The sequence below is a fragment of the Halogeometricum rufum genome, from assembly GCF_900112175.1.
Lineage (GTDB): Archaea > Halobacteriota > Halobacteria > Halobacteriales > Haloferacaceae > Halogeometricum > Halogeometricum rufum.
Genome location: NZ_FOYT01000002.1, coordinates 919458 through 945048 on the forward strand (window position 1 = coordinate 919458; position 25591 = coordinate 945048).

Below are 25591 nucleotides of genomic sequence, written 5' to 3' on the forward strand. Positions count from 1 at the left end.
GGAACGCGCGTCGAGAGGTGGAACACATGGAGAAGAGACCGGCGAGAGAGGAGGTATCGCGGCGAGGAGTACTGAGAGCGGGGACGTTCGCGGTCGGAGGTGTCGTCCTCGGTGGCGTCGGACTTCGAGGCGTCTGGCCGGAGACCGGCACCGCCCCGGACCAGAGCGGCGGGACCCTCGTGTCGGCCGTCGAACGGCACGGTCACTACGCCTGGTTCCCTCACGGCCCCGACAGTTGGGGGCGGTCGACCGCGCCGTTCGACGACGGCGACGGAGAGTCGAGGTGGGCGGCGCAACCGACGGACGGCGGCGCCATCCGGTGTCGCGTCGAGGACCTGCCCGCAGATCGGAACGCGGGGTTCGACGTCCACCTGGGGGCGCTCGGCGACGTCGCGGAGGTGACCGTAGTCTCGCAGACCGTCGAAACGCAACGGACGACGGGGCCCGCGACGATGTTCGTCGGACTGTTCCTCGACGTCGACCGGGACGGGGAGTTCTTCCTGTGGGAGGACGCCGACGGGCCGACGGACGACTGGGTCGGGTTGGGAGACGACGAGGAAGGGGTGTCGGCGGCGGCGGCGGACGGGGAGTTGACCGTCGACGCCGACACCGAGTTCTTCGTCGTCGGGACCGAACGGACCGCGACGCTGGAGGACCTGAAAGGCGGCGACGTCGAAGGCGTCGACGGCGCGACGGCCGCCGCCCTCTACGTCGGCGTCACGAGTAGCGGCGGGGGGACCGAAGAAATCGTCGTCGAGGCGGTGGACGTCCGTCGAAGCTGAGCGGCGGGTCCGACACCGCCCGCTCGGACGGATTCGTCGAGCAGCGCCGCCGAACGAGCGGTTCGACGACCGGTCGCCGGCGTCCGAGTGCGTGCGAGTCGCTTATTCTCCCCGCGCATGTTGTTTGATAGCATGGTGGGGTCAGAGAGCGACGACTCGCCGCTCGCGGTGGTCGCCGACGCGGCGGACCCGGCGGTGGTCGAACTGTTCGAACTGCTCGGTAACGAGACGCGGTTGGCGATTCTGCTGGCGCTCTGGGAGTCGTTCGACCCGTTCGACCCCGCGAACGGGATGTCGTTCACCGCGTTGCGCGACCGAGTCGGCATCCCGCAGGGGGCACAGTTCGGCTATCACCTCGAGAGACTGGTGGGTCGACTCGTCGAGAAGACCGGGTCGGGATACGCGCTGCGACCGACCGGCCTCGAACTCGTCCAGAGCCTCGTCGCCGGCGTCGGTCGGGAGGCGACGCTCGACCCCGTCGAGATAGACGTCGCCTGCTGGCGGTGCGGGGGCGAGACGGTGCTCACCTACCGCGACACGTGGCTCTACCACGTCTGTACGGACTGCGAGACGGTCATCGACGACCAAGAGGTCGACAAGCGGTTCCCCGCCGGTCTGTTGTTCGGCGAACCGTACCCGGCGGCCATCCTCTCGGACAGGACGCCCGAGGAGATATACGCCGCGGCCGTGACGCGACTCCTCCAGCAGCAGACGCTCCGTATGAACGGGGTCTGTCCGCGGTGTCTCGGCGTCCTGGACTCCTCGACGTGGGTCTGTGAGTCACACGAACCCGGGCCCGCCGGCGTCTGCCCGCGGTGTGACGCGAAGTGGGCGGTGAGGATACGTCGGAGCTGTTCGGTCTGCAAGTACTGGGAACTGGACTCCCCGGCGGGGATGGTGATGCAGCCGGACGTGTCCGCCTTCTATCGCGCCCGGGGCCTCGAACTCGCTCTCGGAGTCAACGAGTTCGAGCGCGCGAGAGCGGTCATGACGCAACTACCGACGCACGAGGAGACGGTCCTCTCGACCGACCCCGTCCGAACGCGAGTCGTCGTGCAGTTCGAGGGCGACGAGTTATGCCTGACGTACGACGAGGCGATGAACGTCCTAGAGGTGGACGAACGCGACGGCGTCGGCGAGTGAGCCCGGATCGGTCGTGACGGACCGCGTGGCGCGGCGAATACGCTCGTCTCCTACGCGGCGAAAGTACTCGTAACGTATCGACTGGTTTCTCCGAACGAGTCGGCGGGTTCGGAGTAATATTTAGTACGAACTCTCCAGTACGAACGACCGAGGTGAGTACGGATGAGTGTCAGAAAGAGACCCACTGGCGAGACTGTCGTCCCGGCGTTGAAATCGCGATACGACTGGTTGTTGGCACTCCTCCCGCTCCCGTCGTTGCTCGGCGTCTTCGCGGCGTCGTTCGCCGACGTGCAGGTCGCGTTCGGCGTCGGCGTCGGCGTCGGCGGCCTCTCCTCGGCCGCGCTGTTGGCGTACGGGCTGTTCGTGGACCCGCCGCTCTCGGGGTAGCGTCGTGACCGCACGGCGGCGGCCGAGAACGGTTATCGAGCGGTCGGCGTCAGTTCGTCGCCGACGGCGTTCATCACCTGGAACGCGGCGGAGGCGGCGAGTCCCTGCGCCACCTCGTCGCGGTCCGAATCGGTGAGCCCCGACTCCAGGTCCTCCTCGTCCGGCGTGAAACCGGCGCTGATGGGCCGACCGACCGGCGGGTGGACGGCCACCGTCGCCTGCGGGCCGTTGGACCCGTAGGAGAGTTCCGACCCCACGGCGTAGCCTTCCGGCAGGTAGTTCTGCGTCCGCGAGACGATGCCGGCGACGGCCTCACGAAGTCGCCGAACCTGCGCCGTCGAGAGTTCGGACTCCGCCGGGCGACCTGCATCTACTACACCGGGCGCACCCGCGTAGGGGTTGTTTCCGTTCATGAGGATGAGTCACCAACCCTACGGGAACGCCGCAGTTAAACCCGTCGGAAGCCTCAACATCGCGGTCCCGCTCCCGCCTCAGAGGATGGGTTCGCTGCGGCCGTAGGCGGCGACGGTGACGGCGGTGGTGTACCCCTCGCCGTCGGCCTCCGCCGTCGTGACCGCGACGCGTTCGTCGTCGAACTCCCAGTCGCGGAGTCCCCGTCCGGCGTCGAGTCCCTCCTCGACGGCCCGGCGGACGCCCTCGGGGTCCTCGCCCGCCGCCTCGTAGAACAGGCCCGGACCGGGACCCGTCGTCCACCCGAGGCCGGCCGAGACGGTGCCGACGCCGCCCGTCGTCGCGCGCGCCTGAACGACGGTGAGGCGGTTCCCCGCCGGTCCGAGGTCCGGCGCGATGTCGACCTCCTCGACGGTGGCGTCGGCCGGGACGACCGAGGAGACGGGGACGAGGTTGTAGTTGTGGACGTTGGCGGCCGCGAGTGCGGCGTCGTAGGACGCCATCTCGGTGGGCGCGGTGCCCACCCCGCGAACGACGTAGATGGTGTTCATTACCGGAGAACGTCGCCGCGGAGAATAAGGAGTTACGAATCGACCGTCGGAGGGAGACGAGCCACGATGTCCAGTCGGCTCAGTACTGGTAGTCCGTGTGCCCCGGAATCGTCCCGGACTCCTCGGCGTCGCGCATCTTCTCGATAGCGTCGTCGAAGTCCTCGCGGCGGACCTCGGTCCGGTCGTCGCGGATGGCGTACATGCCCGCCTCGGTCGTCAGGGAGGCGATGTCCGCGCCGGACTGTCCCTCGAGTTCCTCGGCGAGGTCCTCGAAGTCGACGTCGTCGGCGACGTTCATCTCCCGCGTGTGAATCTCCAGAATCTTCACGATGCCCTCGGAGTCGGGGTTCGGCACCTCGATGAGGCGGTCGAACCGGCCCGGCCGGAGGATGGCCTCGTCCAGCATGTCGAAGCGGTTCGTCGCGGCCATGATGCGAATCTCGCCGCGGTCGTCGAAGCCGTCCATCTCGCTGAGCAGTTGCATCATCGTCCGCTGAACCTCGGCGTCGCCGGACGTCTTCGAGTCCGTGCGCTTGGAGGCGACGGCGTCTATCTCGTCGATGAAGATGACCGCCGGTTCGCGGTCGGCCGCGAGTTCGAACAGGTCGCGGACGAGGCGGGAGCCCTCGCCGATGAACTTGCGGACGAGTTCGGAGCCGGCCATCTTGATGAACGTGGCGTCCGTCTCGTTGGCGACGGCCTTCGCGAGCATCGTCTTCCCCGTGCCCGGCGGGCCGTGCAGGAGGACGCCGGACGGCGGTTCGACGCCGACCTTCTCGAACATCTCGGGGTTCGCGAGGGGGTCCTCGACCGCCTCGCGCACCTCGCGCACCTGCTCGTCGATGCCGCCGATGTCGTCGTACGTCACCTCGGGCGACGCGTCGACTTCCATCGCCTGCGCGCGGGCGTCCTTCTCGTCGTCGAGGACGGACTGGATGGCGAACGAGTCGTTGATGGCGACCCGGTCGCCGGCCTCGACCTGCGATTCGAGGTGGGGGGAGGTGTCCGTGAGGACCTCCTGGTTGTTGCCGTGTTGCTTGATGACGACGCCGTCGTCGGTGACCTCCTCGACCGTCGCGATGTAGAGCGACGAAGTCTTCAGCGTCTCGTTGCGACGCTTGAGTTGGTCGACCTCCGACTGCAGTTCGTCGCGACGGTCGGTCGCCTCCGTGAGACGGTCGTCGAGTTCTCGGTTGACCTCTGTGAGACGCTCGAAGTGCTGCCGAAGTGCAGACAGGCGCTCGGCGTCCGACATCTCGGGGTCGAGGTCCAGCCGAGGACGGTCGGGAAGCGAAGGGCTTCTGGACATCTGCTACCGGGGCTTGGAGGTGCGCGTAAATGTGCCTTTGGGTACCCCGGACGCTTTGTGACCGTCTCTCGGCGTCGAGAACCGCCGAAACGGGCGCACTGCGGTGGCGAGCGCCGTCGTCCCGACCGGGGACGGGGGCCGCCGCGGCCGTTCAACTCGAGGCGGGGACGCGGCGGAACCGCAACTCGAAGACGCACCCCGTCGGGTCGCGCGGTCGGTAGGCGACCGACCCGCCGTAGAACTCGAGTAACCGGTCGACGAAGAAGAGACTGAGGCCCTGTCCGTGGCGGAGTTGCGAGTCCTCGCGCCGCCCGAACAGGTAGTCGACGCGTTCGGGTTCGATTCCCGACCCGTCGTCCGCGACGGTCACCACCGCCTCCGTCGGCGTCGTCTCGACGTCGACCCAGACAGCCGGGTCTGAAGCGTCGTTGTACTCGACGGCGTTCTCCACGAGGGCGGCGACGGCGCGCGATACGGCGTCGTCGGCGAGCACCCGAACCGGGTCACCGGGAACGTCGAGGTGCAGCGTCGTCTCGTCACCGACCAAGGGCGGAACCGTCGTCTCGACCACCGCACAGAGGTCCGTCGGCGAGAGGGCGGCCGGCGACCGGTCGAGGAGTTCGTGGAGGTCACGCGCCGTCTCGGCCCTGTCGAGGAGTCGTTCGACCCGGTCGACGGCCCTGTCGACGAGTTCGCGCTCGACGCCCGAGATGGCGTCGCGGACCGTCGAGAGGGCGCCGCCGACGACGTTCGCGTCGTTGCGGATGTTGTGCCGGAGGACGCGGTTCAGCACGTTGACCGTCTGTTCGCTCCGCCGACGCTCGGAGAGGTCGATGAAGATACCCGCGTAGCCGACCCGTTCGCCGTCGGTGACGAGCGGAAACGTCGCGCCGCGACCGAAGACCCGCTCGTCGGACTTCGTGACGGCCTCCAACTCGCCCTCCCACGGGTCGCCCCGGTCGAGCGCCTGAATCATCTCCTCGTACGTGTTCGGGTCGTTCACGAGGAACGTCGGCATCGACCCCAACATCTCCTCGCGCGCGTAGCCCGTGAAGTCGAGACACGCCTGGTTGACGTCGACGATGGCGAACGAGTCGTCCGTCACGACGGTCGGGTTCGGCGTCTCGTGGAATATCAGCCGGTAGATTTCCGGTGGCGGCGAGGTCATCGGGTGGGTACAGTCCTCGGGTGAACTGGCTGGAGGGTGGATTCGGGCACGAATCTACCTTTCGGGTCGGTCGACCCGTTCGCCCTGATAGCTCCCGTCGTACTCGCCGTCGTGGTTCGCACGGGCGAGGACGAGTTGCGCGACGCGCGCACCGGGTTCGAGTTCGACGTCGCAGTGGACCTGCAACAGGCCCTCGCCCCGGCCCTCGTAGCCGGCGTCCCAGACGGCGGTGTTGAGCATGCAGGAGTTGCGCATGAGCGACGACCGCGGGTAGAGGAAGCCGACGTGGCCCGCCGGAATGTGAATCGTCTCGGCGTACTGGAGGATGTACCCGCCGGGTGGGAGGGCGTACGCGCCGACGCTCTCGTCTATCGAGACGGCCTCTCTGTCCCCGATCTCTTTCCCCTCGGTGTCGAGTCGGCCGGGCGAAATCTGTTCGTACAGCGATTCGAGCGTCAGGTCGACGCCGTTGGGCTGTACCTGCGACTCGTCGGTCGGTTCGACGTGGTCCGCGACGAACGCGCCGCTTCTGAACATGTCGGGAGTGGTGAGAGGACAACGAAGACCGTTTCGGTACCGGGGTCGCCGTCTCGTGACATCGAAACGTAACGGTGACACGAGTCGACGCCGCTCAGGACGACTCGGCGTCGGCCACCGCCACTTCGAGAGCATCGAGGCGGTCTTCCAGTTCCGCCTGCCGCTCTCGGAGCGCCTCGTTCTCGTCTTCGAGGTCTTCGACGCGGCCCTCCCTCGCGGCGAGGCGGTCCCTCAGGCGGTCGATACGGTCGTTCTTCCGTTCGAGTCGATCCGCGAGGCCCTGTATCGCGGCGAGTGCGACGCCGTCCGCGTCGACGCTCGCGATGGTCTCGTCGTCGTCGCCCAACTCGAACGCGTCGTGGAAGTCTCCCGCCATCGGCCCCATGTGGCGTCCGTCGTCGGTGTCCGTGAACTCCCACGTGCTCACGTCCAGTTCGGTGACGCCGTCGAGGACCGCGTCCGGCGAGACGGGGGCGATGGACTGCTTTTTCGCGCGTGCGCTGGTGTTGTTGAACGACGGCGCGTACACCGGCATCTGCGAACGGAACTCGTTGGGACCCTGCGAGCGGAACTCGCTGTCGGTCGCGTCGGCGAAGACGACTGCGCCGTCGTGTGCAGTCCCGTTGTCCGATTCAGTCTTCGCCAGACGGCCGGCGGCGAAAGAAAATCGCCCGCTTGCCACGTTCTCGGAGCCACCCGGAACGGTCGAACGGACGCCGGTCGCTGTGTTCCCGCCGCCTCCACCAACAGTAGCGAACTCTCCACTCGCCACGTTGAGGATGCCACCGGCGACTGTGCCTCGCTCGCCAGTCGCCGCGTTATTGAATCCCCCACCGACCGTCGCAGTCTGGCCTTCGACGCGGTTTTCGATGCCCCCAGCGGCCGTCGCGCCTTCGCCAGCAGCACGATTCAAGAATCCACCACCGACGGTAGCTGAGTCGCCGTCAGCGTCGTTCCCGCCACCGCCTGCAGCGGTTGCACCCGGACCACTCGCGGTATTCCCCGTTCCACCGCCGATAGTGGCCCCTGCACCGCTAGCCGTGTGGTTGAAGCCCCCACCGACGGTCGACTCCTCGCCGCTCGCGGTGTTGTTGAAGCCCCCGCCGACGGTGGCGCGCTTGAAAGCTGTGTTGGCCTCGCCACCACTCACCGTCGCGAAAGGCGCGCTCTCGGGGTCATCTCCCGGACTCCCGGCCTGATTCCGGCGACCGCCGCTCACCGTGCAGAAGTTGTCGAGAGCACGGTTCCCGTTCGTTCGGTTGTTACCGACTTCGACAGGGCCTTCACCCTCGCCTCCACCACCGGCGACGGTCGTCCCCCGCACGTCGGCGACGTTGTTAGCGCCGCCGGAGACGGTCGAGTGTTCCCCGCTGGCGCTGTTTCCGACTCCTCCGGCGACGGTCGCGTTAGTGCTCGCGTCGTTCTCAACGCCACCACCAACGGTGGCGTACTGTCCCGTTGACGCGTTCCGATCACCACCGGCGACAGTCGCGTCCTGACCGTCGGCCTCGTTTCGCCGACCGCCGCCGACCGTCGCGTTCCGTCCGCCCGCGACGTTCCCGCGACCCCCGCCGATAGCCGTCTCGTCGCCGCTAGCGTAATTCTGCCACCCACCGGCTATCGTCGCGTATGCCGCCCGAGTGGTGTTTGCGCGGCCGCCACCGATAGTCACCCACTTGCCGCCGAAGGCCGTGTTGGCCTCGCCGCCACCGACGGTCGCGGACGCGGAACTCTGTCGGTCGTTCCCCGGACTCCCCGCCCAGTTACGTACGCCGCCGCTGACCGTACAGAAGTCGTCCCACGCCCTGTTCCCGCCTTGTCGCGTCCCTCCACCGGCCGCGTCCGGTATCGCTCCGTCGTTCGTGAGTCCGCCACCGGCGACGGTCGACCCCTTCCCCTGAGCGGCGTTGTTGTTCCCACCACTAACCGTCGACTGGTCGCCGAGCGCCTGATTGAGATACCCGCTGCCGACGAACGACTGGAGTCCGCTCGCGACGTTCTCTTGCCCGCCGGCGATGGCCGTGTAGTCGTTCGTCGCCTCGTTTCGGAATCCGCCGGTGATGGCGGCGTAGTTGCCTGTTGCGCTGTTTTCTTCACCACCAGCTACAACCTGCGTTTCTTCGGGCGCGTTGTTTCTCACACCGGAGAGGACCTCGCCCGACGCGGTGTCCGTCCCGACGTATCCCAACAACCCGACCGCTCCAAGCGTCGCCAGCACGCCGCGCCGCGACGCGCGGACGAACGGCGGTTCGTCGGCGTCCGCGTCATCTTCGGTCGGTTCGGTCCCGTCTCCCGCGAGCGGCTTGTCTGTCATCTTTCTGATAGCACCGACTCCAGGATACGGACGAACCCGTGTTATAATCATTTGGCTGTCATTTTGAAAGTGTGATACGAGAGAGATTCGCACGGACGGAGATGCGCCGAGGACCGAATCCGGCCGCACGTGTCGCGACGAGTGCAATCGCCACGCGAGAGTCACGACGTAGCACCCGGCGTCGGCCGTCCTCACGGGCGAACTACCAACCGGCGAATCGGCCGCCCTCGCACACGTTCACTATTATCCATCGAAGAACAAATATGCGTATTATGAACATACCTCTGACCTCAAACACGCGGGATTTATAATCGTAGACAGTCGAAATCGGGACGTTATGGGACAGACGCTCACCGAAAAAATTCTCGACGACCACCTCGTCGAAGGGGAACTCGAACCCGGAGAGGAGATCGGAATCGAGATCGATCAGGTCCTCACACAGGACACGACCGGGACGATGGTCTGGCTGCAGTTCGAGGCGCTCGAACTCGACGAAGTCCAGACAGAGCTGGCGGCGCAGTACTGCGACCACCAGACGTACCAGTTCGACTTCAAGAACACTGACGACCACCGCTTCCTCCGCTCGGCCGCGGGGACGTACGGGGCACACTTCTCTCGCCCCGGCAACGGTATCTGTCACAACGTCCACAAGGAGAACTTCGCCGCACCCGGCAAGACGCTCCTCGGTTCGGACTCGCACACGCCGACGCCCGGCGGCCTCGGCCAACTCGCCATCGGCGCGGGCGGCCTCGACATCTCCGTCGCCATGGGCGGCGGCGCCTACTACGTCGAGATGCCGGAAGTCGTCAACATCCGTCTGGAGGGCGAACTCCCCGAGTGGGCCACCGCGAAGGACGTCATCCTCCACCTGCTCCGCGAACTCTCCGTGAAGGGCGGCGTCGGCAAGGTGTTCGAGTACACCGGTCCCGGCGCGGATACGCTCACCGTCCCCGAGCGAACGACCATCACGAACATGGGGACGGAACTCGGCGCCACCTCGTCCATCTTCGGCACGGACGAGAAGACGAAGGACTACCTCGCGCGACAGGGTCGTGAGGACGAGTACGTCGAACTCGCCCCCGACGAGGACGCCGAGTACGCCGACCAGATTACGGTCGACCTCTCGGACCTCGAACCGCTCATCGCCTGCCCGTCGATGCCCGACAAGGTCGTTCCCGTTCGCGAAGTCGCGGGCGAGTCCGTCGACCAGGTCATCGTCGGCTCCTGTACGAACGGCGGCTACGAGGACATCCTCCCGGCCGCGAAGATGCTCGAAGACCGCGAGGTGAACAAGAAGACGGAGATGATCGTCGCACCCGGTTCGAAGCAGGCCTCCGAGATTCTGGCGCGTCAGGGCTGGACCGCCGAGATGATGGCCGCCGGTGTCAACTTCTCCGAGGCGACGTGCGGTGCCTGTATCGGCATCGGCCACGTCCCCGCCTCCGACTCCGTCTCCCTGCGGACGTTCAACCGCAACTTCGAGGGTCGCTCCGGCATCGAGGACGACAACGTCTACCTCTGCTCGCCCGAAGTCGCCGCCGCCGCGGCGCTGAAGGGCGAAATCGTCGACCCGCGTGACCTCTCCGACGAACTCGGCGACCTGGAAGCGCCCGGCGTCGAACTCCCCGACAAGTACGACGGCTCGAAGGCCGACCTCATCTCGCCCGACGAGGCCGTCGACGACGAACTCATCAAGGGACCGAACATCGGCAACGCGCCCATCGGCGAACCGCTGGAGTCCGACATCCGCGGTGAGGCCCTCCTGAAGATGGAGGACAACATCACCACGGACCACATCATCCCGGCCACGTCGGACATCCTCAAGTTCCGCTCGAACATCGAGAAGCTCTCGGAGTTCACGCTCTCCCGCGTGGACGAGACGTTCGCGCAGCGTGCGATGGACGCCGACGGCGGCGTCCTCGTCGCCGGCGAGAACTACGGACAGGGCTCCTCGCGCGAGCACGCGGCCATGTGCCCGCAGTACCTCGGCATCGAGGCCGTGCTGGCGCAGTCGTTCGCCCGCATCCACAAGGCGAACCTGTTCAACTTCGGTATCCTCCCCCTCGCCATCGACGAGGAGACGTACGAGAAGCTCGAACAGGGCGACGACGTCGAAGTCGTCACCGACGTCTCCGAGGCCGTCGAGTCCGGCGAGAGCGAGTTCACCGTCCGCGTGAACGACGACTGGGAGGCCACGGCGACGCTCAACGCCTCCGAACGCGAACGCCGCATCCTCTCTGCCGGCGGCAAGCTCCGACTCACGAAGGAGCAGTACGAGCAAGAGGGCAGTGGCGGCGCGACGCCCGCCGACGACTGAGCGACGCACACACTCGACGTTTTTTTCGGACGCGGACCGCCGAGCGACGGCGCCGCGAGCACGTCGGCGACGACGCCGTCGGTCGCACCCACGCCGTGGGGGAGACCACCGGACTTTTGCGCTCACCGAACGTACCAGCAGAGAGTGACTGAGGGTGGCGCAGGGCCGGAGCGCGAGACGACCCGAGGCGAGACGGCGGCGGACGACGGGACGGCGGACCCGCCGGCCGGCGTGACCGTTCGGCGCGTCGAGCGCGCCGACCTGCTGGACGTGCTGCGAATCGAGAAGACCTGCTTCACGGAGCCGTGGCCGTACACGGCGTTCGAGTCGTTCCTCGACGAACCGGGCTTTCTCGTCGCCGAACGCGAGGGCGACGTGGTCGGCTACGTCGTCTCGGACGTGATGCCGAACCACGGCCGGGACATCGGCCACATCAAGGACCTCGCCGTCGCGCCGGACGCCCGGGGGATGGGCGTCGGTCGCCTCCTCCTCCAGCGCGGACTGGTCTCGCTCTCGCTGTCGGGGGCGGCGGTGGTCAAACTGGAGGTCCGCGTCGGCAACGAACCGGCGCTGTCGCTGTACCGCGACGTGGGGTTCGAACCGGCGCGGCGGGTCCCCGCCTACTACGCCGACGGCGAGGACGCCCTGCTGATGGTCCTCGACGTGGACGCCTGGCGAAACTGACGCAGGGGTGGCCCTGCGACAAGGTGATAGCGTTCGGGACCACAGTTATCGCCAGTGACCGACTCGTACACCGTCTCGGTCGTCGGCACGCTCCCCGGACGGTTCGACGTCGCGAGATTCGAGGCGGCGTTCGACGGGACGACGCTCAGGTGGAACGTTCCGCCGGACGCCGCGCCCTCGTCGCACGCGGCCGTCGACTGCGTCGTCGCCACCGCGACTGCCGTCAGCGACGGCGGGTTCGACCCGGCGAGCGTGGCCGCGCCCGTGGTGCTCGTCGGCGACGAGACGGACGACATCGCCGAGATAGCCCTCTCGACGGACGTCGTCGACTACCTCGCCGTGCAGGGGTCGGCGGCGGAGGCGACGTGGCTGGCACGTCGCGTCGAGGCGGCGGCGGACTCCTACCGGACGGACAGAGAGCGCGCCCAACTCGACAGACAGCAGCGAGCGCTCTCGGACCTCGGCGCGTTCGCGCTCTCCGGCCCCGCCCGCGAGGAGGTGTTCGCCGAGACGGTGGACTGCGTCGCCGAGACGCTCGACGCCGACCGAGTCGCCCTCCTTCGCTACCGGTCGGACGACCGCGACCTGTCGATGGTCGCCGCCGACGGGTGGCCGCAGTCGTACGTCGGCGGCGTCGCCGTCGGACTCGACTCCGGACCGGGGCGGGCGCTCACCGGCGGAGAACCGGTCGTGCAGAACGACCTCTCCGGGCGGACGACGACGCTGACCGCACACCTCGACGCGGGCAGCGAGTTGAGCGTCGTCGTGGGCGGGGCCACCGAACCGTGGGGCGTCCTGACGGTCCACAGTTCGGCCCCCGGCGCCTTCGACGAGACGGGCGCGCGGTTCGCGGAGAACGTCGCCGCACTCATCGGCGCCGTCATCGAACGCGAGACGCTGCGGACGACGCTCGAAGAGGTGTTCAGCCGCGTCGACCAGGGGATGCTGGGCCTCGACGCTAACTGGCGGGTGACGTACGTGAACCCGGAGGCAGAGCGCCTGCTGGACATGTCCGCCGACGAACTCGTCGGCGAGGACATCTGGGACGTGTGGGACGAGGACCACGTGGAACCGTTCCGCGAGCGGTACGAGGAGGCGCGGAAGACCGGCGAGAAGGCGTCGTTCGAGTCGTACTTCCCCCCGCACGACCGCTGGTACGAGGTGGAGGCGTACCCCTCGCAGGTCGGCCTCTCCGTCTACTTCGACGACGTGACCCAGCGAGCCGAGCGCGAGATGGAGCTGATGCGGTACGAACGCATGGTCGAGGCGGCGGACGACGGCGTCTACGCGCTGGACGCCGACCAGCGCTTCCTGCAGGTCAACGAGGCGTTCGCGGAGATGTTCGGCCGCGAGCAGTCGGACCTCATCGGGAGCCACGTGTCGGAACTCATCGACGACGACGTGGTGGCCGAGAGCGCGCGCCTCCGCGAGGAAGCCGCACGGACGGGCGAGTCGCGGCGGCAGGAGTTCCCCAGCGAACTCCCGAACGGCGAGGAGGTGTGGATAGAGTCCCAGTTCTCGGCGCTCGTCGACGAGGAGGCGGACCAACTCGTCGGCACCGTGGGCGTCGTCCGCGACGTGACCGAACGCCGGCACCGCGAGCGGTCGCTCACGGTACTCAACGAGTGGACGCGCGAGATGGCGCAGGCCGGCGACGCCGAGTCCGTCGTCGAGCGGACCGTCGCGGGCTGTCACGAACTGTTCGACCCCTGCCGCGCGGCCTTCTTCGACTACGACGCGGCGACGCGAACCCTCGAACGTCACGCCGAGTCCGACGCCGTCGGCGACGACGAGTCGGTCCCCCCGGGCGAGGACCCCTGCTGGGTCGCCTTCGCCGAGGAGCGAACGGTCGTCGACGAGGCGGACGGCGAACGCGTCCAGTTCGCGCCCGTCGGTCGGTACGGCGTCCTCGCCGTCGAACGCCCGTCGGACGCGACGGAGCGCGAGACGGACCCGGAGATTCTCGACCTGCTGGCGGTGACGATGGGCGAGTTGCTCGGGAGCGTGGACACGAAGGCGGCGCTACAGGACAGAGACCGACAGCTCGAACAGCAGAACGAGCGCCTGACGCAGTTGAACCGCATCAACCGGACGGTCAGAGGGGTGACGCGCTCCGTCGTCCACGCGGCGACGACGGAGGAAGCGATGGCGCGGGCGTGCGAACGGCTGGTCGAAGCCGAGCCCTACCAGTTCGCGTGGCTCTGCGAGTACGCGGAGGAGACGGCCGACGGCGGCGAGATGGGAGCGACGCCGACGACGACGGCGGGCGTCGAGGACGGCTACGCGGCCCGCCTCCCGGCCGTCGCGCAAACCTCGCCGTTCCCCGAGTTGCTCGCGCGGGTCGCCTCCTCGGGACGGCGGGGCGTCGTGGACGACGTGCTGGACGACCCGGCGTGGGAACCGCACCGCCGGGACGCCCTCACGCTTGGCTTTCGGTCCATCGCCGTCGTCCCCGCCGGCGAGGACCGCCTGCTCGTCGTCCACGGCACGCGTCCCGACACGTTCGTCGGCGAGGACGGCGACGTCATCGTCGAACTCGGGGAGACGCTGGGCGCGGTCATCGACCAACTCGGCCGGTCCCAGCCCATCCTCGGCGAGCAACAGACGGAAGTCGAGTTGGAGATTCGCGACGACAGCCACTACTTGAACCGGCTCGCGGCGGCGACGGGGGCGGCGGCGACGGTCACCGGCGTCGTGCCGACGACGGACGGGACGTACCGCTCGTTCGTCCGAACCACCGCCACGCAGGACGTGGCACGCGACGCGCTTCCCGCCGGAGCCGTCGTCCGCGAACTCACCGACGCGGACGACGGCGAACACCTCTACGAGGTGCGGCCGGCCGACACGAAGCCGTTCGAGACGCTGTACGCCGGCCGCGGCCGCCTGCAGGAGATGCGGGCCGAAGGCGGCGTCTGTACGGTGACGCTGACGATTCCCTCGGACGTGAGCGTCCGGTCGGTCGTCGAGGCGTTCGCCGCGGCGTACGACGGGACGACGCTGACCGCCCGGCGGACGCAGGCCGAACCGTCGGAGTCGGCGGGGACGTTCCGCGCGCGCCTCGACGAGGCGTGGACCGAGCGACAGCGGGAAGCCATCTCGGCGGCGCTCCACGGGGGGCTGTACGACTGGCCGCGCAAGACGTCCGTCTCGACGCTCGCGGAGGCGTTCGGCGTCTCCTCGCCGACGTTCCAGTACCACCTCCGCGCGGCAGAGCGGAAGCTGGTCGAACTGACGCTGGAGTGACGGCGAGACGACATACTATTCGAATAGAGTGCAACCGGCGGAACAGTCTACCATGATAGAGACGACGACTAATACCCCAGAACAGTTACCGAACATCCGTCGGCGTGGGGGCCGACGACAGATCATGGACGACGCAACAACGCAAGGGAAGGGGCTGAGCACGCAGGAAGCATCGAAGGTAGTCGTTCAACACGACTGGGACGGAGAGGACTGTCTGGCCGTCACCATCGCCCGCGCCGCCGCGGAGGCGTGGACGGGCGACTCGGACGACGCCATGACGCTCCCACCGGTCGGTTCTGTCGTCGACCCCGACGCGCTAGAGAATCTGTTCGCACCGTCGCGCAACCGCGGCCGTGCGGCGACCGACGGCGGCCAACCGACGGAGGAACAGGAGCCGGCCTCCAGCGTCCGCTTCACCTACGTCGGGTACAACGTCTCCATCTCGGAGAACGGCGTCGTCGTCGTCGAGGACCCCTCGTCGCTGGACGAACTCTAAACGGGCGTCTACGGCCGCTTCCGGGCACCCCGTAGGACCCCCTCTCCGGGCACCACTCTCTGCAGCACTTCCGGGCACCACTCTCTGCAGCACTTCCGGGCACCACCGCTGCATCTCTCTTCTGGCACCACCGCCGGACGCCGACGTTCGCGTTCGTCGCGCCGACCGTACGACCCTTGTGTCGCGACAGCCAACGGGCGAGCATGGGCTACGCCTGTCCCGTCTGTGACGTGCCGCAACAGGACGGAGAGCACCTCGCGAACCACCTCGCGTTCACGGCGATGACCAACGGCGGCGAACACGAAGTCTGGCTCGACGAACACGTCCCCGGGTGGGGGTCGTCCGGGCCGGACGACCTGGGCCCGCGCGTGGTCGAGTACGCCGAGGAGACGACGTACGAGACGGTGTTCGAGGACACGGTCCACGACCACTCGCACGACCACGCCTTCGACGACGGAACGCTCGACCGGTCGGACGGCCAGCGCGCCGGCGCGAGCCGGCTCGACGACGAGGCGCGCGCCATCGTGGAGGAGGCGCGGGAGATGACGCGCGAGATGCTGGACGACGGGCGTTCGAACGCCGACGACGCGGGCGCGGACGAGTCAGACGACGACGAAGCGGACGCCGACGGCGACGCCTGACCACGACTTCTTGCGGACGACTGCTCCGGCCGCCCGACCGGTGAGCGGTGGCGACGGGGACGGGACGGGAGACCGACCGCCGAGGACCGAAAGGCGTTCGTCCCCCCGCGGGCGACGTAGCCGTATGGAGACAGCGGGGACGCTCGCACCCGAGAGCGAACGCGAGGCGCGAGAGGCGTTCGAGGCCGCCGGACCGACGGCCCAACAGGTCGTCCGGGAGGCGGCCCGGGCCATGTCGTTCGACCGCGAGGAGTACCGAGAGCGCGTGACGGGCGAAGTGGTGGAGACGGCCCGGAACGTGCTGTTCGCCGAACGCCTCGCCGTCCGCGTCGGCACGCGCGAGGAGTTCGACGCGTGGCGCGAGGACCACCCCGACTACGAGGTGACCGAACTCGGCAGCCCCGACGTGGACCGCGTCGTCTGGCACGCCGCGCCGTTCGCGGACGCCGTCGTCGCCGCGACGTTCCAGAACGAACGCGAGGCGGCGGTCGGAACGCTCCGCAGGCAGGCGTTCAGCCGACTCTACCGGCCGCGGTTCGAGGACGGCGAGAGCGACGGCGCGGAGACGGTCGAAGACGCGGAGAGGCCCGACGGCGCGGCGTCGAACGCGGGGGCCGCCGACGCGGCGACCGACGCGAGTTCGGACGGCGACGACGCCTGACCCGCGGGGAGAGTTAAGCGTCGGGCGGCCCGAACGGGAGACGATGAACGGAGACGGACGCCGTCACGAGACGCTACCGGACCCCGAGTGGCCCGTACTGGAGTCGGCCGTCGAGTACGAGACCGGATGGTTCACCGGCGGGTACGACCTCGTCGAGCAACCGAACGGGAGCACGAAGCGCTACTACTGGGCGGAGTTGGCAACCGCCGTGGTCGTCGTCGCCGTCGAGGACGGGCAGGTGGTGTTCGTCGAGCAGTACCGACCCACGGTGCGGGAGACGCAACTCGAACTGCCCGCCGGCATCGTCGAGGGCGGGGAGTCGTACACGCAGGCCGCCGAACGAGAACTCCGCGAGGAGACGGGGTTCGAGGCGACGAGCAGTTCGCTCCTGCAGGAGTTCTGGTGCTCGACGGGCGTGCTCAGACACCGGCGCGCGTTCGTCTTCGCCGAGGGCCTCGAACCGGTCGGCCGCGACTTGGACGACAACGAGTTCCTCTCGGTGCGCACCGTCCCCGTCGAGGACGTCGTCGACGTCGCGCGGGCGGCCCCGACGAACGACGCCACCGTCGAGGGCGTCCTCCTCGCCCGCGAGGACGGCCTGCTCTGACCGGCACCCGCACGCTTATCTCTCGTCGTCCGTTTCTCCCGGGCATGGACGACGAAATCGACCCCTCGGAAGTCGAGTCGTTGCTCGCGGGCGAGGACCCGCCGCGCGTCGTCGACATCCGATCGCCCGCCGCGTTCGCCCGGGAACACATCCCCGGCAGCGAGAACGTGCCGTTCGCCGAGTTGCCGAATCGCGTCGAGTCGCTCTCGGGGGCGGACCGAATCGTCACCGTCTGCCCGCACGGGCAGGCGAGCGTCCAGGCCGCCCGCCTCATCAAGTCGTTCGAGGGGACGGCGGACGCGCGCGTCGAGAGCATGCGCGGCGGACTGGAGGCGTGGGACGGACCGGTCGAGACAGAAGCGACGGCCGAACCCGACGAGGGGCCCGAAGCGCCGTTCTGACGGGGGCCGGTCGGAAACGGATGGGTCGGAGGCGACGACCGGGTCGGAACCGACGAACCGGTCGGTCGCGAGCGAGCAAGAGTGAGACGAAACCGCTCGGGGCCGGGAGGTGACGGTCGTTAGGCGACGTTGAAACCCTTGTTGCGGAGGAAGTCCTCCACGCGTCCGGTGTGATTGCCCTGGAGTTCGATTGAGCCGTCCTCAACCGTCCCGCCGCAGGCGAACTTCGATTTCAGGTCGGAGGACAGGCTGTCCATGTCCACGTCCTTGGGATCGAACCCTTCGATGACCGTTACCTCTTTTCCGTAGCGGCGCTCGTCGATGCGGATGGTGATCTCCTGAGACTCCTTGGCCACGTCCTCGCAGACGCAGAGTTCCTCAGGGAGCCCGCACGTCGAGCAGACTTCCGACATTACAATCTGAACGTACAGGATGGGGATATTAAACAGTATCGGGAATCCGCGCGTTCCACACACCCGCCGCAGCCGACGAAACGGCCGACGGGGACGGTCTCGCGCGGAGAGTAACTCGCCGGTGAGTGAACCGCGGGCGCGACCGTCGCCGCGGCCGCCCCGTCGCGTCAGCGTCTCAGGAACCGCCCCACGACCGGCGTGGACTCCCGAACCAGTCGGTCGACGACGGCGATGCTCTCGTCGGCCGCCTCGCGGGAGACGCCGTCGCCGTACCTCGCGCGTTCGTACGCCTCGCCGACGCGTATCGCCTCGTCGGCGAGACCGACTCGCGAGAGCGACCGGAGGTACGACCGCGGCGTCTCGCCCGTCCGCCGGGGGCGGTGCCGCCGTTCGAGCAGGTACTCGAGGCGGCGATACGCCCGAATGGCGTCCTCGTCGGGGGCGCGCCGCGCGCCCTGATACCGGAGCCACAGGGCTCGATAAGCGCGTTCGGTCACCCCCGTCCGCCGCGCGCCGGCGGCGAGTCCGACGAGTGCGACGAGTCCGACGGCGAACGTCCGCCGCGGCGGGAGCGTCGGTCCCGGCAGTCCGTCGTCGTCCGCCGTCGTGGCGGTCACGCCGGGCACCGCGCCGGCCGGCGGCGTCGAGTTCAGACCGTCGCCGCTGGGTGCGAGTGCGTCCGGCGGCGTCACCGTGCCGTTCGCGGAGTCGTTCGTCGCCTCCGACGACGGCGGCGTCGGCGTCGCCGTGTCGGTGGTCGCCGAGCCCTCGACGTCCACGCCCGACTCTCCGTTCTGTCGCGCCTCGGCGACGCGGGCGTTCTCGGCCGTCTGTCGCGGGCCGGACGGCGTCGGGTCGAACCGGACCCAGCCCACGTCCTCGAAGTAGACTTCGACCCACGCGTGCGAGTCGAGTCCGCGGACGACGTACTCGTCCTCCGAGACCTGCTGGCCGGGCGTGTAGCCCGTGACGAACCGGGCGGGGACCCCCTGCGAGCGGAGCATGACGACCATCGACGTCGCGTAGTAGGTGCAGTAGCCGGCGTCCATCTCGAACAGGAAGTTGTCCGCGATGTCGCCCGACGGTTGCGGCACCGACAGCGAGTAGCGCTTCTCGGACTCCAGATACTGCTCGATGGCGACGGCCTTGTCGTAGGGGTTGTCCTCTCCGCCGGCGACGTCGGCGGCGCGCGCGCGGACGCGGTCGGACGTGCTGTCGGGCAGTTGGAGGTACGCCTGCTCGACGTCGTCGGGGTAGTCGGTGCCCGAGCGTCGCAGTTGTTCGGTGGTGTAGAGCGGCACTTCGCTGGTGACGCGGTAGGACTCGCCCTCGCGCAACGCCACGTTGGGGCGGATGCCGCCCTGCATCGTCACCTGCGACTGCGTGGCGATGGGGCCCTGTATCTCCACCGGCTTCCACGCCGCCGGGAGGATGTTGATGGTGCCCTCCGCCGTCACCTGCTGTACGAGCGTCCGGGAGGACCCCGGCGGCCCGCGCAACCGCCCGTCGTACTCGTTCGTGTTGCCCGTCCTGACCCAGCCGTCGCCGGTGTAGCGGTCGTAGGCGGCGGTCTGCCAGTACGACGACCGCGGGCTCTGGACGGTGAAGCGCACCTTCGGCGAGAGGCGGATGCTCCCGACGACGTCGAGTCGGTCCTGTGCGTCCACGAGGCTCCCCTCGACGGTGGGCGACCCGCGGTCCGGGAGGAGCGGCGACCCCTGCGCGCCGGGAACCACGGAGATGGTCGCCGCGAGGACGATCATTGTCGCCAGCACCATCGCCATCACGTCCAACTGGGCGACGCCCGCGCCGTAGCGGTCGAACGTCGAGGCGGCGACGGCCGCCGTCGCGCCGACGACGCCGACGAGCGTCGCGAGTTGCCCGGCGTCGCCCGTGAGGACGAACAGGCCGAGTGCGACGCCGCCGACGCCGACGCTCAGCACGTACCGGCGGCGGACTGCGAGGTACCACGAGAGGAACACCGGGCCGGGGGCGACGGCCATCGCCCACACGCCCGCGCCGGTGAGTCGCAGGATGGAGAGTCCGGTGAGGAGCGCGACGGTGTCCGAGACCAGGCGCGTCGGCGTCAGCAGTTCGAGTTGGCTCTGCGGGAGTGCGAGGACGTAGGCGGCGAAGCCGCCGGTGACGAGGACCGCGGTGACGCCCACCGCGGTCCGGAGGCCGACGAAGTAGCCCACGACCGACGCGAACGCGAGGGCGCCGGCGACGACGAGGAGGAGTCGCGAACTCCCGCCGACGACGTCGGTGACGTGGTAGAGGACGCTCACGTACGAGTACGTGAGGACGAGGACGCCGGCGAGAGCGACGGCGCGGGACGGCGAGAGCGAGTCGGTCGAGAGCGACTCGAACCGGCCGCCCGTCTCGGTGCTCACGCGACCACCTCCCCGGCGTCGCGGGGCGTCCCGGCGTCGGTCCCGGCGGAGCGGTCCCCCCGCCGGCCGCGTTCGACGAGGTCCTCGAACGCGGCCTCGCGGTCGCCGAACCGGACGCGCGTGGCCGCCTGACTGGCCGTGACGACGATGTCGGCGCTCTCGTCCGGGACGGCGCCGCCGTCGGCGCGCGCGAGGTGTTCGAGCAACGGTCGGTCGTCGCCGGCGGCGGACTCGACGACGCCGGAGGGCGTCGAGAGCGTGACCGGGATGCCGGACGTGACGAACGTGAGACAGAGCGTGGCCGCCGCCTCCGCCATGCGGTCGGCCGCCTGTCGCGCCCCGCCGGCGGAGACGTGGACGCTGGAGGCGTCCGTCTCGGCGACGAACTCCTTGACGATGAGGTCCTCGCGCTTGGCCGAGGACTTCCAGTGGACGTCGCGAAGCGAGTCGCCCCTGACGTACTCCCGGAGGCGGTCGAACTCCTCGCGTCGCGGAGAGACGGCGGCGTCGTACAGCGACCAGAGGTCGTGCCGCGCGCCCGTCGAGAGGCGTCTGACCGGCGGGAACACCAGCACCGAGTCGGTACCGGGGGCGACGAGTTCGCGTTCGGCCAGTCCGAGGACGTCGGTGGCGACGACGGACACCGGTCCGAGTTCGTGTTCGCCCCGCGTGCGGTACGTCACCTCGTAGGAGACGGGGTCGCCCCCGACCAGCGTCTCGCTCTCGGCGTCGCCCTCGACGCCGTAGGGGAGGGTGTCGCGGACCGTCGCGGGGTACGAGCGGTCGACGTCGAGCGACAGCGTGACCGTCCCCGTGGTGTCGGGGAAGTCGTCGTTCGGGAGCGAGCGTTCGACCCGCGGCGCGTCGGCACGGCGGACCTGGAGGACGGCCGCCGCGAGGGCGACGACGGCGGGGAGGACGACGGCGTTGAGTGCGCGCGGCCCGAAGACGACACTGAGGACGACGGCGAGTCCGGCCACCGCACAGACCGCGTAACCGCGTCGAGTCAGCCGCATCGGCTCACTCGACTGCCACCGTGTCGAGGGCGCGACTGACCACCGCGGACCCGGTGTCGTCGCCGTCTGTTCGGATGCGGTGCGCCCAGACGCTCTGTACCTCCGTCTGCACGTCGTCGGGGACGACGTAGTCGCGGCCCTCGAAGACGGCGCGGGCCTGCGAGGCGCGGACGAGGGCGATGCCGCCGCGCGGACTCACGCCGAGTTGCGCGTGTTCGCGCGTGTGACGTGCGAGACGAGAGATGTACGACCGGACCGGTTCGCGGACGGTCACCTGCGAGACGGTCCGGCGCGCCTGCAACACGTCCTCGACGGAGGCGACCGATTCCAGCGAGTCGATGGGGTGGTCGCCCGCGACCCGGCCGAGCAGTTCGGTCTCCTGCGTCTCCGAGGGGTAGCCGAGACGGAGTTTCTTCATGAAGCGGTCTATCTCGGCGATGGGGAGTTCGTACGTGCGGTTCGGTTCGACGTCGTTCTGGGTGGCGATGACGGTGAACGGGTTCGGCACGCGATGCGTCTCGCCGTCCACGGTCACCTGTTCTTCTTCCATCACTTCGAGGAGGGCGGCCTGCGTCTTCGGCGGCGCGCGGTTAATCTCGTCGCCGAGGACGACGTTGCCGAACACCGGTCCCGGTTGGAACTCGAACTCGCGGCTCTGCTGGTTGAACACGTTCACGCCCGTCACGTCCGACGGGAGGAGGTCCGGCGTGAACTGCACGCGCTTGAACGACCCGCCGAGCGAGATGGCGACGGCGCGCGCGAGCATCGTCTTCCCCACGCCGGGCACGTCCTCCAAGAGGAGGTGTCCGCGGCCGAGGACGGCGATGAGGATGTTCTCGATGGCGTCCCGGTGGCCGACGATGACGCGTTCGACGTTGTCCGCGATGCGCGTCGCGAGGTCGGCGGCGTCTTCGGTCGGGAGCGGAGAGACGGCTGGTGCCTCGGGCTTCGAGTCAGGTACGGCATCTGCGTCGGTCATGTGTCAGATTGAAAACGTGCGCGAACCGGCGACGGAACTCCTGCCCGCCGTTCGATGAGACTGTCAACAGTTCGCACACACACGTCTGCCGTCTACGGGCCCCGCGCACGTAACTTTGCTGGGTGTGCGCGGTTCGGCCGCCGTACCGCCGTCTCCGAGTCGGCGGCGTCCCGTCGCGCGCCGAGACTGTTCGGGCGATGCACCGGCGTCGTTCCCGTTCGTTTTTGTCCGTCCGCCGCCGTTGACCGCACATGAACCACGCGGACGGGACGGCGGCCCCGGCGGAGGCGGCGACGGACGACGCCCCCCGGCCCGAGGGGCCGCCGGCGAAGATGGTGGCGGCCCGCGAGGAACTCACGCCGATGCTGTCGCAGTATCTCGACCTCTGCGAGGCGCATCCCGACGCCGTCGTCATGTTTCAGGTCGGCGACTTCTACGAGGCGTTCTGCGAGGCGGCCGAGGAGGTGGCGCGCGTCTGCGAGGTGACGCTGACGAAGCGCGAGGACTCGACGGGGACGTATCCGATGGCCGGCATCCCCGTCGACAACGCCGCGTCGTACCTCGAAGCCCTCCTCGGCGCGGGCTACCGCGTCGCAGTCGCCGACCAGGTGGAGGACGCCGAGGAGGCGTCCGGACTGGTGGACAGGGCGGTGACGCAGGTCATCACGCCCGGCACCGTCGTGGACGACGAACTGCTCGCCGGCGCGACGGCGACGTACCTCGGCGCCGTCGCCGGGTCCGGCGAGGAAACCGCGCTGGCGACGGTGGACGTCTCGACGGGCGAGTGTCAGGTCACCAGCGGGTCCGAGTACGAAGTCGGCGAGGAACTGGACCGCCTCGCCCCGGCGGAACTGCTCTGCGCCCCCGACGCGCCCGACTTCGAACTCGGGTTCGAGACGATGGTCACGGCCGCCGACGCCGACTCGTTCGACGCCGACGCCGCGCGGGAGACGCTCTCGGCGTACGTCTCCGCGCCCGCCTCGGTGGTCGAGACTGGGTCGGAACTGCGCGCCGTCGGCGGCCTCCTCGACTACGCCGAGTACACGCAGGGCGACGACGGCCCCCTGTCGTACGTCTCGCGCGTCCGACGCTACGACCCCGAGCAGTCGCTCCAACTGGACGCGACGGCGATACGCAGCCTCGAACTGTTCGAGTCGCGGAGTCCGAGCGGCGGCGGCACGCTGGTCGAGGCGGTGGACGAGACGGCCTGCGCCCTCGGCCGCCGCCGTCTCGCGGCGTGGCTCCGCCGCCCCTCGGTTGACGAGGCGGAGATTCGCCGCCGCCACGACGCCGTCGCGGAACTGCTGGACCGGCCGATGGCCCGCGAGACGGTCCGCGACCACCTCTCGGAGGTGTACGACCTCGAACGACTCGTCTCGCGCGTCTCGCGCGAACGGGCGAACGCCCGCGACCTGAGGGCGCTGAAGACGACGCTCGACGCGGTGCCCGAGGTGAGAGGGGCGCTCTCCGAAGTCGAATGCGACTCGCTGTGTGACCTGCGCGACTCGCTGGACGAACTCGCGGACGTGCGCGAACTCGTCGGCGAGGCGATTCGGCCGGACCCGCCGCAGGAGATAACCGAGGGCGGCGTGATTCGCGAGGGGTTCGACGCCGAGTTGGACGAGGTGCGCGCCACCGAACGGGAGGGGCGCGAGTGGGTATCGAACCTCGAAGCCCGAGAACGGGAGCGGACGGGCATCGACTCTCTGGAGGTGGGCTACAATCAGGTCCACGGCTACTACATCGAGGTGACGAACCCCAACCTCGACCGGGTGCCCGACGACTACACCCGCCGCCAGACGCTGAAGAACTCGGAGCGGTTCTACACGCCGGAACTGAAGCGCCGCGAGGACGAGATACTCTCGGCCGCCGAACGCGCCGACGCGATGGAGTACGACGCGTTCACTCGCGTCCGCGCCGACGTCGCCGCGGAAGTCGAGCGACTGCAATCGCTGGCGGACTCGCTGGCGACGCTCGACGTGTTGACGACGTTCGCGGCCGTCGCCGCCGGCAACGACTACGTCCGTCCGGAGATGGGCGCCGACGCGGTGGAGATAGAGGCGGGTCGCCACCCCGTGGTCGAACGCACGCAGGGAGAGTTCGTCCCGAACCCCGCGGACTTCTCCGACGGCCACGTCGCGGTGGTCACGGGTCCGAACATGAGCGGGAAGTCCACGTACATGCGGCAGGTGGCGCTGATATGCGTCCTCGCGCAGGCCGGAAGCTTCGTCCCGGCGCGGGCGGCGCGGCTTCCAGTGCTGGACCGCATCTTCACTCGCGTGGGCGCGTCAGACGACATCGCGGGCGGACAGTCCACGTTCATGCGCGAGATGGCCGAGTTGACCGACATCCTCCACAACGCCACCGAGGATTCGCTCGTCCTCCTCGACGAGGTGGGCCGCGGCACGTCCACGACGGACGGACTCGCCATCGCCCGCGCGACGACCGAGTTCGTCCACGACGAGGTGGGGGCGACGACGCTGTTCGCGACGCACTATCACGACCTGACCGCCCTCGGCGAGGACCTGCCGGACGCGTTCAACCTCCACTTCACCGTCGAGAAGACCGAACGCGAGGGTCAGGAGCCCGAGGTGACGTTCCTCCACCGCGTCGCCGACGGCCCCTCCTCCTCCTCGTACGGCGTCGAGGTGGCGAAGTTGGCGGGCGTCCCGCCGACGGTGGTCGAACGCGCGCGCGAGTACGTCCGCGACGCCGATTCGACCGAGACGGACGACGAACGCAGCCAGTCCGGCGAAAGCGATACCCCCGTCGCGGCCCAAACGCGGACGAACGGACGGGCCGACGGCGACGGTGTCGGCGGTGACGGTGCCGACGGCGACGACGGCGACAGCGACGACGGCGCGGACGGGACGCCCGCGACGGACGAACCGGGAGACGGCCCGCGAGACGGCACCCTCGCCGCCTACGTCGACGGCATCGAGGCGGCCGAGGACGGGTCGACCACCGACGCCGAGGACGACGTGCTGGCCGAGATTCGCTCGCTGGACGTCGCCGGGACGACGCCGCTGGAGGCCCTGAACGCGCTGGACCGCCTGAAGCGCCGACTCGACGACGAGGCGTGAGGACGGCGCGTCCGGGCGGCCCGTGACGCCCCCCGAGGACGGAGCGACCACACAG

General features: G+C 69.1%; 22 protein-coding genes. 12 read left to right on the forward strand and 10 right to left on the reverse strand.

All coding sequences use genetic code 11. From position 1 onward, the window contains the following. Positions 1–26: 26 nt before the first annotated feature. The 3 genes from BM310_RS14420 to BM310_RS14430 all read left to right on the forward strand — a co-directional run bounded on the left by BM310_RS14420 (position 27) and on the right by BM310_RS14430 (position 2312). A complete protein-coding gene (locus tag BM310_RS14420) occupies positions 27–782 on the forward strand; it encodes a hypothetical protein (protein WP_089808867.1) in 756 nt (251 codons plus the stop codon). A 132-nt stretch (positions 783–914) separates the two neighbouring features. Continuing rightward, positions 915–1925, forward strand: a complete 1011-nt coding sequence (locus tag BM310_RS14425; RefSeq protein ID WP_089808870.1) for a winged helix-turn-helix domain-containing protein — start codon at positions 915–917, stop codon at positions 1923–1925. Between the two features lie 162 nt (positions 1926–2087). Then, entirely contained in the window at positions 2088–2312 is a 225-nt protein-coding gene (locus BM310_RS14430; protein ID WP_089808873.1) for a hypothetical protein, read from the forward strand. Between the two features lie 32 nt (positions 2313–2344). Here the strand turns inward: BM310_RS14430 and BM310_RS14435 are convergent, their stop codons facing one another. From BM310_RS14435 to BM310_RS14460, 6 genes are all read right to left on the reverse strand, one after another. Then, positions 2345–2725, reverse strand: a complete 381-nt coding sequence (locus BM310_RS14435; protein WP_089808874.1) for a DUF5811 family protein — start codon at positions 2723–2725, stop codon at positions 2345–2347. Positions 2726–2803: 78 nt separating this feature from the next. Beyond that, positions 2804–3274: a pyruvoyl-dependent arginine decarboxylase gene (locus tag BM310_RS14440; RefSeq protein ID WP_089808876.1), complete on the reverse strand. Its 471-nt coding sequence runs from the start codon at positions 3272–3274 to the stop codon at positions 2804–2806. 79 nt (positions 3275–3353) lie between these two features. Beyond that, a complete protein-coding gene (gene pan2, locus BM310_RS14445) occupies positions 3354–4583 on the reverse strand; it encodes a proteasome-activating nucleotidase Pan2 (RefSeq protein WP_089808878.1) in 1230 nt (409 codons plus the stop codon). A gap of 151 nt (positions 4584–4734) precedes the next feature. After that, positions 4735–5751 carry a PAS domain-containing sensor histidine kinase gene (locus tag BM310_RS14450; RefSeq protein WP_089808880.1) on the reverse strand — a complete coding sequence of 339 codons (1017 nt, stop codon included), beginning with the start codon at positions 5749–5751 and terminating at the stop codon, positions 4735–4737. Between the two features lie 54 nt (positions 5752–5805). Continuing rightward, positions 5806–6288 carry a deoxyuridine 5'-triphosphate nucleotidohydrolase gene (locus BM310_RS14455; RefSeq protein ID WP_089808882.1) on the reverse strand — a complete coding sequence of 161 codons (483 nt, stop codon included), beginning with the start codon at positions 6286–6288 and terminating at the stop codon, positions 5806–5808. 94 nt (positions 6289–6382) lie between these two features. Further along, complete coding sequence (locus tag BM310_RS14460; protein WP_089808885.1) at positions 6383–8602, reverse strand: tail fiber domain-containing protein; 2220 nt, start codon at positions 8600–8602, stop codon at positions 6383–6385. Between the two features lie 337 nt (positions 8603–8939). Between BM310_RS14460 and BM310_RS14465 the strand changes: the two genes are divergently transcribed. From BM310_RS14465 to BM310_RS14500, 8 genes are all read left to right on the forward strand, one after another. Beyond that, positions 8940–10919, forward strand: a complete 1980-nt coding sequence (locus BM310_RS14465; RefSeq protein ID WP_089808887.1) for an aconitate hydratase — start codon at positions 8940–8942, stop codon at positions 10917–10919. A gap of 144 nt (positions 10920–11063) precedes the next feature. Continuing rightward, entirely contained in the window at positions 11064–11603 is a 540-nt protein-coding gene (gene rimI, locus BM310_RS14470) for a ribosomal protein S18-alanine N-acetyltransferase (RefSeq protein ID WP_089808889.1), read from the forward strand. Between the two features lie 54 nt (positions 11604–11657). Beyond that, entirely contained in the window at positions 11658–14846 is a 3189-nt protein-coding gene (locus BM310_RS14475) for a bacterio-opsin activator domain-containing protein (RefSeq protein WP_089808891.1), read from the forward strand. Between the two features lie 124 nt (positions 14847–14970). After that, positions 14971–15342, forward strand: a complete 372-nt coding sequence (locus BM310_RS14480) for a HalOD1 output domain-containing protein (RefSeq protein ID WP_089808892.1) — start codon at positions 14971–14973, stop codon at positions 15340–15342. Positions 15343–15545: 203 nt separating this feature from the next. Next, complete coding sequence (locus tag BM310_RS14485; protein WP_089808894.1) at positions 15546–15983, forward strand: DUF5810 domain-containing protein; 438 nt, start codon at positions 15546–15548, stop codon at positions 15981–15983. 124 nt (positions 15984–16107) lie between these two features. After that, positions 16108–16644, forward strand: coding sequence for a DUF5809 family protein (locus BM310_RS14490; protein ID WP_089808896.1), 537 nt, complete (start codon positions 16108–16110; stop codon positions 16642–16644). A 43-nt stretch (positions 16645–16687) separates the two neighbouring features. Further along, the gene (locus BM310_RS14495) at positions 16688–17251 is read left to right on the forward strand and encodes an NUDIX hydrolase (RefSeq protein WP_089808899.1); all 564 of its coding nucleotides are present in this window, start codon (positions 16688–16690) and stop codon (positions 17249–17251) included. Positions 17252–17295: 44 nt separating this feature from the next. Continuing rightward, positions 17296–17652: a rhodanese-like domain-containing protein gene (locus BM310_RS14500; RefSeq protein WP_089808900.1), complete on the forward strand. Its 357-nt coding sequence runs from the start codon at positions 17296–17298 to the stop codon at positions 17650–17652. A gap of 119 nt (positions 17653–17771) precedes the next feature. Here the strand turns inward: BM310_RS14500 and yciH are convergent, their stop codons facing one another. The 4 genes from yciH to BM310_RS14520 form a co-directional block, all read right to left on the reverse strand. Next, positions 17772–18065 carry a stress response translation initiation inhibitor YciH gene (gene yciH / locus BM310_RS14505; protein WP_006055292.1) on the reverse strand — a complete coding sequence of 98 codons (294 nt, stop codon included), beginning with the start codon at positions 18063–18065 and terminating at the stop codon, positions 17772–17774. A gap of 167 nt (positions 18066–18232) precedes the next feature. Next, on the reverse strand, positions 18233–20458 hold the full coding sequence (locus tag BM310_RS14510; RefSeq protein WP_089808902.1) for a transglutaminase TgpA family protein: 2226 nt from the start codon (positions 20456–20458) through the stop codon (positions 18233–18235). Continuing rightward, the gene (locus BM310_RS14515) at positions 20455–21474 is read right to left on the reverse strand and encodes a DUF58 domain-containing protein (protein WP_089808904.1); all 1020 of its coding nucleotides are present in this window, start codon (positions 21472–21474) and stop codon (positions 20455–20457) included. The genes BM310_RS14510 and BM310_RS14515 overlap by 4 nt, the downstream gene beginning before the upstream one ends. A gap of 4 nt (positions 21475–21478) precedes the next feature. Next, on the reverse strand, positions 21479–22453 hold the full coding sequence (locus BM310_RS14520) for an AAA family ATPase (RefSeq protein WP_089808905.1): 975 nt from the start codon (positions 22451–22453) through the stop codon (positions 21479–21481). A gap of 251 nt (positions 22454–22704) precedes the next feature. Here BM310_RS14520 and mutS point away from each other — a divergent pair, with 251 nt between their 5' ends. After that, a complete protein-coding gene (mutS, locus tag BM310_RS14525; RefSeq protein WP_089808907.1) occupies positions 22705–25536 on the forward strand; it encodes a DNA mismatch repair protein MutS in 2832 nt (943 codons plus the stop codon). The last annotated feature ends 55 nt before the right edge of the window (positions 25537–25591 follow it).

Bases quoted from the DNA above. Each gene is read 5' to 3' on its own strand.
- BM310_RS14520 (WP_089808905.1), bottom strand. From the start codon at position 22,453: ATGACCGACGCAGATGCCGTACCTGACTCGAAGCCCGAGGCACCAGCC.
- BM310_RS14425 (WP_089808870.1), top strand. From the start codon at position 915: ATGGTGGGGTCAGAGAGCGACGACTCGCCGCTCGCGGTGGTCGCCGAC.
- BM310_RS14480 (WP_089808892.1), top strand. From the start codon at position 14,971: ATGGACGACGCAACAACGCAAGGGAAGGGGCTGAGCACGCAGGAAGCA.
- BM310_RS14515 (WP_089808904.1), bottom strand. From the start codon at position 21,474: ATGCGGCTGACTCGACGCGGTTACGCGGTCTGTGCGGTGGCCGGACTC.
- BM310_RS14490 (WP_089808896.1), top strand. From the start codon at position 16,108: ATGGAGACAGCGGGGACGCTCGCACCCGAGAGCGAACGCGAGGCGCGA.
- BM310_RS14495 (WP_089808899.1), top strand. From the start codon at position 16,688: ATGAACGGAGACGGACGCCGTCACGAGACGCTACCGGACCCCGAGTGG.
- BM310_RS14450 (WP_089808880.1), bottom strand. From the start codon at position 5,751: ATGACCTCGCCGCCACCGGAAATCTACCGGCTGATATTCCACGAGACG.
- BM310_RS14430 (WP_089808873.1), top strand. From the start codon at position 2,088: ATGAGTGTCAGAAAGAGACCCACTGGCGAGACTGTCGTCCCGGCGTTG.
- pan2 (WP_089808878.1), bottom strand. From the start codon at position 4,583: ATGTCCAGAAGCCCTTCGCTTCCCGACCGTCCTCGGCTGGACCTCGAC.
- BM310_RS14455 (WP_089808882.1), bottom strand. From the start codon at position 6,288: ATGTTCAGAAGCGGCGCGTTCGTCGCGGACCACGTCGAACCGACCGAC.
- BM310_RS14440 (WP_089808876.1), bottom strand. From the start codon at position 3,274: ATGAACACCATCTACGTCGTTCGCGGGGTGGGCACCGCGCCCACCGAG.
- BM310_RS14465 (WP_089808887.1), top strand. From the start codon at position 8,940: ATGGGACAGACGCTCACCGAAAAAATTCTCGACGACCACCTCGTCGAA.
- BM310_RS14485 (WP_089808894.1), top strand. From the start codon at position 15,546: ATGGGCTACGCCTGTCCCGTCTGTGACGTGCCGCAACAGGACGGAGAG.
- mutS (WP_089808907.1), top strand. From the start codon at position 22,705: ATGAACCACGCGGACGGGACGGCGGCCCCGGCGGAGGCGGCGACGGAC.
- BM310_RS14500 (WP_089808900.1), top strand. From the start codon at position 17,296: ATGGACGACGAAATCGACCCCTCGGAAGTCGAGTCGTTGCTCGCGGGC.
- yciH (WP_006055292.1), bottom strand. From the start codon at position 18,065: ATGTCGGAAGTCTGCTCGACGTGCGGGCTCCCTGAGGAACTCTGCGTC.
- BM310_RS14460 (WP_089808885.1), bottom strand. From the start codon at position 8,602: ATGACAGACAAGCCGCTCGCGGGAGACGGGACCGAACCGACCGAAGAT.
- BM310_RS14420 (WP_089808867.1), top strand. From the start codon at position 27: ATGGAGAAGAGACCGGCGAGAGAGGAGGTATCGCGGCGAGGAGTACTG.
- BM310_RS14435 (WP_089808874.1), bottom strand. From the start codon at position 2,725: ATGAACGGAAACAACCCCTACGCGGGTGCGCCCGGTGTAGTAGATGCA.